This window comes from Pseudomonas tehranensis (genome assembly GCF_014268615.1).
Classification (GTDB): domain Bacteria; phylum Pseudomonadota; class Gammaproteobacteria; order Pseudomonadales; family Pseudomonadaceae; genus Aquipseudomonas; species Aquipseudomonas tehranensis.
The window spans coordinates 24,439-31,472 of record NZ_JABWQV010000038.1 but is presented as its reverse complement, the minus strand read 5'-3'; the positions used below and the strand labels follow the sequence as shown (position 1 = coordinate 31,472).

Sequence of the window (7,034 nt, the reverse complement as noted above, 5' to 3'; positions counted from 1 at the left end):
TGGGAGCGAGCCTGCTCGCGATTGCGCCAGTGCATTCAACACATGTCTATCGGTTGGACTGGCATCCCCTCCCGTGCGCCTTATAATGCCCGCCTTTGCGTACTTCAGCAGGCTGTAATTCCTTGGCAAACATAGACAACCCGGCCGCCGAAATGGCGGCCGACGGCTTTTTCCGGATCGCCCTGGGCGTTGAATACAAGGGCTCGCGCTATCGTGGCTGGCAGCGCCAGGCCTCCGGGGTGGCGACGGTGCAGGAAACCCTCGAAAACGCGCTGTCCAAAGTCGCTGATTCGCCCGTGTCGCTGCATTGCGCCGGCCGTACCGATGCCGGCGTGCACGCCTGCGGCCAGGTGGTGCATTTCGACACCCAGGTCGAGCGTTCGATGAAGGCCTGGGTCATGGGGGCCAACATCAACTTGCCTCACGACGTCAGTGTCAGTTGGGCCAAGGCAATGCCGGCGCATTTTCATGCACGCTTCAAGGCCATCGCCCGGCGTTATCGCTATGTGATCTACAACGACCAGATCCGCCCCGCGCATCTGAACGAAGAAATCACTTGGAACCACCGTCCGCTGGACGTCGAGCGCATGGCTGAAGCCGCGCAGTACCTGGTCGGTGTTCATGATTTCAGTGCCTTTCGCGCCGGCCAGTGCCAGGCCAAGTCGCCGATCAAGGAGCTGCATCACCTGCGGGTGACCCGCCACGGCAAAATGATCGTGCTCGACATCCGTGCCAGCGCCTTCCTGCATCACATGGTGCGCAACATCGCGGGCGTACTGATGACCATCGGTGCCGGTGAGCGGCCGGTGGAGTGGATCAAGGAAGTGCTCGAAAGCCGCATCCGGCGTTCCGGTGGAGTGACCGCGCACCCGTTTGGCCTGTACCTGGTGCAGGTCGAATACCACGATGAATTCGAGCTGCCGCAGCGTTACATCGGGCCACATTTCCTCACGGGCTTCTCGGAACTCGACGGCTGACGCCCTGCGCAGCATTTGCTACCATCCGGGACTTTCACGGATTTGCCTGAGGTTTTGACGACATGCCGGCCGTTCGCAGCAAGATTTGCGGGATCACCCGCGTCGAGGACGCGCTGGCGGCGGTGGAGGCGGGTGCCGACGCCATCGGGCTGGTGTTTTATGCCAAGAGCCCGCGCGCGGTGACGGTGCAGCAGGCGAGGGCGATCATCCGGGCCTTGCCGCCGTTCGTGACCCCCGTCGGCCTGTTCGTCAACGCCAGTCGTTGTGAGCTGGGCGAGATACTCGATGCGGTGCCGCTGGCCCTGTTGCAGTTTCACGGAGATGAGGCACCGGCCGATTGCGAGGGCTGGCATCGTCCGTACATCAAGGCGTTGCGGGTCAAGGCCGGTGATGACATCGCGGCCAGTTGCGATGCCTTTGCCGGTGCCAGTGGCATACTGCTGGACACCTATGTGGAAGGCGTTCCCGGTGGGACTGGTGAAGCATTCGATTGGTCGCTGGTGCCCCAGGGCCTGAGCAAACCGATTATTCTCGCCGGTGGGCTGACGGCGCAAAACGTGGCCGAAGCCATCCGTCAGGTTCGCCCTTACGCGGTAGACGTCAGCGGCGGGGTGGAGCAAAGCAAGGGCATCAAGGATCCGGCCCGGATTCGTGCGTTCATGGCCGCTGTACGCAGCAGCCAGTAGTCAATGTGACGGCTGGCAGACTGCCGCCGTCCATACCAGCACTGTACAAAGCAGGCAGGCACCGCCTCCGGGTGGGCCAATAGCGTAGTGGCCACCGCAGTATCGCGGTGGCCGGGATGGCTGAGGAAGTTGGGCTGCACGCAGGTCATGTTTCGCGCTGATCGTGGTGGTCCCTCGAACCTCGCCGCACAATGAATTTAGCTCAAGGGCATACGCGGGACCGCGAACCAGAGTGTTCGGGTCACCGGTACTGGAGAAAGAAAGCATGAGCAACTGGTTGGTAGACAAACTGATCCCTTCGATCATGCGTTCCGAGGTGAAGAAAAGCTCGGTGCCTGAAGGTCTGTGGCACAAATGTCCATCCTGCGAAGCGGTGCTGTACCGTCCTGAGCTGGAAAAGACCCTGGACGTTTGCCCCAAGTGCAACCACCACATGCGCATCGGCGCGCGTGCCCGTATCGACATCTTCCTGGACGCCGAAGGCCGTGTTGAGCTGGGCGCCGACCTGGAGCCGGTGGACCGCCTGAAATTTCGCGACGGCAAGAAGTACAAGGATCGCCTGACCGCGGCCCAGAAGCAGACCGGCGAAAAAGACGCCCTGGTGTCCATGAGCGGCACCCTGCTGGGCATGCCAGTGGTGGTTTCGGCGTTCGAATTCTCCTTCATGGGCGGTTCCATGGGAGCCATCGTCGGTGAGCGCTTCGTGCGTGCCGCCAACCATGCCCTGGAAAACCGTTGCCCGATGATCTGCTTTGCCGCTTCCGGCGGTGCACGTATGCAGGAAGCGCTGATCTCCCTGATGCAAATGGCCAAGACCTCCGCGGTGCTGGCGCGTCTGCGTGAAGAAGGCATTCCGTTCATCTCGGTGCTGACCGATCCGGTCTACGGCGGCGTTTCCGCCAGCCTGGCGATGCTGGGCGATGTGATCGTTGGCGAGCCGAAGGCGCTGATCGGTTTTGCCGGCCCGCGCGTTATCGAGCAGACCGTGCGCGAAAAATTGCCGGAAGGCTTCCAGCGCAGTGAGTTCCTGCTGGAGCACGGCGCCATCGACATGATCATCCACCGCCAGGAATTGCGTCCGCGTCTGGGCAACCTGCTGGCGCAACTGATGGGCCTGCCGACGCCGAAATTCGTCGCCGCCCCCATCGAACCGATCGTGGTGCCGCCGGTGCCAGCGAACATATGACCCAACGTACCCTGGGCGATTGGCTTGCCTACCTTGAGCAGTTGCATCCGTCGGCCATCGACATGGGGCTGGAGCGCTCGCAAGCGGTAACGTCCCGCATGGGACTGGCCAAGCCGGCGCCCCGGGTCATCACCGTTACCGGCACCAATGGCAAGGGTTCGACCTGCGCCTTCGTGGCCTCGCTGTTGCGGGCCCAGGGGTTGAGCGTCGGTGTCTACAGTTCGCCGCACCTGTTGCGTTACAACGAGCGGGTGCAGGTCAACGGCGTCGAAGCCTCTGACGCCGAGCTGTGCGAAGCCTTTGCTGCGGTGGAAGCCGGGCGGGGCGAGATTTCCCTGACCTATTTCGAGATGGGCACGCTGGCAGCGTTCTGGCTGTTCGCGGGTGCCGGTCTTGATGCCGTGGTGCTTGAAGTCGGCCTGGGTGGCCGGCTCGATGCTGTCAATCTGGTGGATGCGGACGTTGCGCTGGTCACCAGTATCGGTGTGGACCATACCGATTATCTGGGTGACACCCGTGAGTCCGTCGCCTTCGAGAAGGCCGGCATCTTCCGCCCGGGCGCGCCTGCGCTCTGTGGTGACCTCAATCCCCCTCAGCCGCTGCTGGACAAAGTCCGTGAGTTGGGCTGCCCGTTCTTTTTGCGCGGGCGGGATTTTGACCTGGCAATGACTGAGCAGCATTGGCAATGGCGGGGCAGTGACGCCCGGGGCAATCCGGTGGAGTTGCGCGATTTGCCGCTGCTGGAGCTGCCGATGGAGAACGCCGCGCTGGCGCTCCAGGCTTACCTGTTGCTGGACTTGCCATGGCATGCCGGACAAATTATCGAAGCGTTGCAAGCGACTCGCGTCGTCGGTCGTCTCGATCGCCGCCAGTTCGATTGGCACGGCAAGCGCCTGAATCTGCTGCTTGATGTCGGCCACAATCCTCATGCGGCGCAGTATCTGGCCGAGCGCCTGGCGCGGCGGCCGGTAGCCGGGCGCCGCCTGGCGGTGTTTGGGCTGCTCGGCGACAAGGATCTGGATGGCGTTGTCGATGCGTTGGGTGCTAGTGTCCAGCATTGGGCGGTAGCACCACTGGATTCACCGCGCTCGCGCCCGGCTGCCGAGTTACGGGAAGCCTTGCAGCGTCGTGGGGCTTGCGTAGAGACTTATGACAGCGTGGCCGCGGCGCTGGAAGGGCAGTGCGCCCTGGCGACGGTCGACGATGAGATCCTGCTGTTCGGATCATTTTTTTGTGTTGCCGAGGCCCTTCAATGGCTGGCCCGGCGCTCCACGGAGGAAGCTGCAGATGGCATTGCTGGATAAGGCGTACAAGCAGCGCATGGTGGGGGCCCTGGTATTGGTGGCCTTGGCGGTGATTTTCCTGCCGATGCTGTTTTCTCGTCAGGATGAGCAGCGCCAGGTTACGGTCGACGCTCCGGCTGCCCCTCCGGCGCCGTCTATTGCGCCCGTGCAGGTCGAGCCGGTGGTGGTGCCTGAACCTGAAGCGCTACCCCAGGAACCCGTTCCGAGCGACGAGGAGCTGGCCGAGCAACCTGCGCCTTCCCTGCCGATCGAGCCTGCCCCGGCGGCTCCCGCCACGCCAGCACCGGCTCCGAGCAAGCCGGCAGTCGCTCCAGCCCCGACAGCACCGGTGGCCAAGCCGGCGCCGACCCAGCCGATTACCGCAGCCCCGGCCAAGCCGGATACCACGCAAAGCCGCGTGGACGCCAACGGTCTGTCGGTCAGTTGGTCCGTTCAGTTGGCCAGCCTGAGCAATCGTGAGAGTGCTGAAAAGCTGCAGAAAACCCTGCGCAGCCAGGGTTACAACGCTTATATCCGCACCGCCGATGGCAAGAATCGCGTATTTGTGGGGCCGCTGATCGAGCGTGCCGAGGCCGACCGGCTGCGGGACCTGCTCAGTCGGCAGCAGAACCTCAAGGGGTTTGTCGTGCGTTTTCAGCCTGAGCGCGGCTAACAGCGGTTTGCCTGATTTGAATCACACTGACAATCGCAGCTTACCGACAGCTCTGGCCTCTGCTAAAATGCGCCGCCTTATCCGTCTGTAGGCTGCACCGTGCCATTTACCTGGGTTGACTGGGCGATCGTTGCAATCGTCGCCATCTCCGCATTGATCAGTCTGAGCCGCGGCTTCGTCAAGGAAGCCCTCTCGCTGCTGACCTGGATCATCGCGGGGGTCGTAGCCTGGATGTTTGGTGGTTCGTTGTCCCAGTACCTCGCCGGATACATTGAAACCCCGTCGGCCCGCGTGATCGCGGGCTGTGCCATCTTGTTTATCGCCACCTTGCTGGTCGGCGCAATGATCAACTACCTGATCGGCGAACTGATTCGCGTCACCGGGCTTTCCGGGACAGACCGGTTCCTGGGCATGGCCTTCGGCGCGGCGCGTGGCGCGTTGCTGGTGGTCGTGGCCGTCGGGCTATTGAGCCTGGGGCCGGTACAGCAGGATACGTGGTGGCAGGAGTCCCGGCTCGTGCCACAATTTCTATTGGTCGCAGACTGGTCCAAGAACCTGATCCTGGGTTGGAGCAGTCAGTGGCTTGCCAGCGGTATCAGCGTACCCGCTGAAATACCGTTCAAGGAACAACTCTTGCCGATGGCCAAAACGCCGCAGTGAGTGTTGTTCAGTTCAGATCCATTAAGTAGGGGTTGTGTCGCATGTGTGGCATCGTCGGTATCGTCGGTAAGTCGAACGTCAATCAGGCGCTGTATGACGCGCTAACCGTGCTCCAGCACCGCGGCCAGGACGCTGCCGGTATCGTGACCAGCCATGACGGCCGGTTATTCCTGCGCAAGGACAACGGGCTGGTGCGTGACGTGTTCCATCAGCGTCACATGCAGCGCCTGGTCGGCCACATGGGCATTGGCCATGTGCGCTACCCAACAGCGGGCAGCTCTACCTCGGCCGAAGCCCAGCCGTTCTACGTCAACTCGCCGTATGGCATCACGTTGGCGCACAACGGCAACCTGACCAACGTCGAGCAGTTGGCCAAGGAGATCTACGAATCGGACCTGCGCCACGTCAATACCAACTCCGACTCGGAAGTGATGCTCAACGTCTTCGCCCATGAGTTGGCCCAGCGCGGCAAGCTGCAGCCGACCGAAGAAGACGTGTTCGCCGCCGTGACTGACGTGCATAACCGTTGCGTCGGCGGCTACTCGGTCGTGGCAATGATCACCGGTTACGGCATCGTCGGTTTCCGCGATCCCCATGGCATTCGTCCGATCGTGTTCGGCCAGCGTCACACCGACGAAGGCGTCGAGTACATGATTGCCTCCGAAAGCGTGTCCCTGGACGTGCTGGGTTTCACCCTGATTCGCGACCTGGCCCCGGGCGAAGCGGTCTACATCACCGAAGACGGCAAGTTGTTCACCCGCCAGTGCGCGACCAATCCGAGCCTGACCCCGTGCATCTTCGAGCACGTTTACCTGGCACGCCCGGACTCGATCATCGACGGTATCTCGGTCTATAAGGCCCGCCTGCGCATGGGCGAGAAACTGGCCGACAAGATCTTGCGCGAGCGGCCGGACCACGACATCGACGTGGTCATCCCGATCCCGGACACCAGCCGCACCGCGGCCCTGGAGCTGGCGAATCACCTGGGCGTCAAGTTCCGCGAAGGCTTCGTGAAGAACCGTTACATTGGCCGTACTTTCATCATGCCCGGCCAGGCCGCGCGGAAAAAATCCGTACGCCAGAAGCTCAACGCCATCGAACTGGAATTTCGCGGCAAGAACGTGATGCTGGTGGACGACTCCATCGTGCGCGGAACCACGTGCAAGCAGATCATCCAGATGGCCCGTGAAGCCGGTGCCAAGAACGTGTACTTCTGCTCGGCGGCGCCGGCCGTGCGTTATCCGAACGTCTACGGCATCGACATGCCGAGCGCTCACGAGCTGATCGCCCACAATCGCACTACCCAGGAAGTGGCCGACCTGATCGGCGCCGACTGGCTGATCTACCAGGACCTGCCGGACCTGATAGAAGCGGTGGGTGGTGGCAAGATCAAGATCGAGCAATTCGACTGCGCGGTGTTTGACGGCAAGTACGTCACCGGTGACGTCGATGAGGCCTACCTGAACAAGATCGAGAACGCTCGTAACGATGCGTCCAAGGCCAAGACCCAGGCGGTCAGCGCGATCATCGATCTGTACAACAACTGAGTGACAAGCCGGCCCTGAGGGG

At 62.3% G+C, this 7,034-nt stretch carries 7 protein-coding genes; all 7 read left to right on the top strand.

Annotation, left to right across the window (positions count from 1 at the left end):
* Window positions 1–152 precede the first annotated feature (152 nt).
* The 7 genes from truA (at window position 153) to purF (ending at window position 7,012) form a co-directional block, all read left to right on the top strand.
* Entirely contained in the window at window positions 153–977 is an 825-nt protein-coding gene (gene truA, locus HU811_RS09670; protein ID WP_047229296.1) for a tRNA pseudouridine(38-40) synthase TruA, read from the top strand.
* A gap of 62 nt (window positions 978–1,039) precedes the next feature.
* Window positions 1,040–1,663 carry a phosphoribosylanthranilate isomerase gene (locus HU811_RS09665; protein WP_092400407.1) on the top strand — a complete coding sequence of 208 codons (624 nt, stop codon included), beginning with the start codon at window positions 1,040–1,042 and terminating at the stop codon, window positions 1,661–1,663.
* Between the two features lie 265 nt (window positions 1,664–1,928).
* Window positions 1,929–2,849, top strand: a complete 921-nt coding sequence (gene accD / locus HU811_RS09660; RefSeq protein WP_047229238.1) for an acetyl-CoA carboxylase, carboxyltransferase subunit beta — start codon at window positions 1,929–1,931, stop codon at window positions 2,847–2,849.
* Window positions 2,846–4,153 carry a bifunctional tetrahydrofolate synthase/dihydrofolate synthase gene (folC, locus tag HU811_RS09655; RefSeq protein WP_186655495.1) on the top strand — a complete coding sequence of 436 codons (1,308 nt, stop codon included), beginning with the start codon at window positions 2,846–2,848 and terminating at the stop codon, window positions 4,151–4,153. Before accD ends, folC begins: the two co-directional genes overlap by 4 nt.
* The gene (locus HU811_RS09650; RefSeq protein ID WP_186655493.1) at window positions 4,137–4,805 is read left to right on the top strand and encodes an SPOR domain-containing protein; all 669 of its coding nucleotides are present in this window, start codon (window positions 4,137–4,139) and stop codon (window positions 4,803–4,805) included. Before folC ends, HU811_RS09650 begins: the two co-directional genes overlap by 17 nt.
* A gap of 99 nt (window positions 4,806–4,904) precedes the next feature.
* Window positions 4,905–5,465, top strand: a complete 561-nt coding sequence (locus HU811_RS09645; RefSeq protein ID WP_039593931.1) for a CvpA family protein — start codon at window positions 4,905–4,907, stop codon at window positions 5,463–5,465.
* A 41-nt stretch (window positions 5,466–5,506) separates the two neighbouring features.
* Window positions 5,507–7,012 (top strand): amidophosphoribosyltransferase, encoded by a 1,506-nt coding sequence (purF, locus tag HU811_RS09640; protein WP_047229235.1) that lies wholly within the window; start codon window positions 5,507–5,509, stop codon window positions 7,010–7,012.
* Window positions 7,013–7,034: the final 22 nt, after the last annotated feature.

Coding starts and splice junctions, on each gene's coding strand:
- truA (WP_047229296.1), top strand. CDS start 153: ATGGCGGCCGACGGCTTTTTCCGGATCGCCCTGGGCGTTGAATACAAG.
- HU811_RS09665 (WP_092400407.1), top strand. CDS start 1,040: ATGCCGGCCGTTCGCAGCAAGATTTGCGGGATCACCCGCGTCGAGGAC.
- accD (WP_047229238.1), top strand. CDS start 1,929: ATGAGCAACTGGTTGGTAGACAAACTGATCCCTTCGATCATGCGTTCC.
- folC (WP_186655495.1), top strand. CDS start 2,846: ATGACCCAACGTACCCTGGGCGATTGGCTTGCCTACCTTGAGCAGTTG.
- HU811_RS09650 (WP_186655493.1), top strand. CDS start 4,137: ATGGCATTGCTGGATAAGGCGTACAAGCAGCGCATGGTGGGGGCCCTG.
- purF (WP_047229235.1), top strand. CDS start 5,507: ATGTGTGGCATCGTCGGTATCGTCGGTAAGTCGAACGTCAATCAGGCG.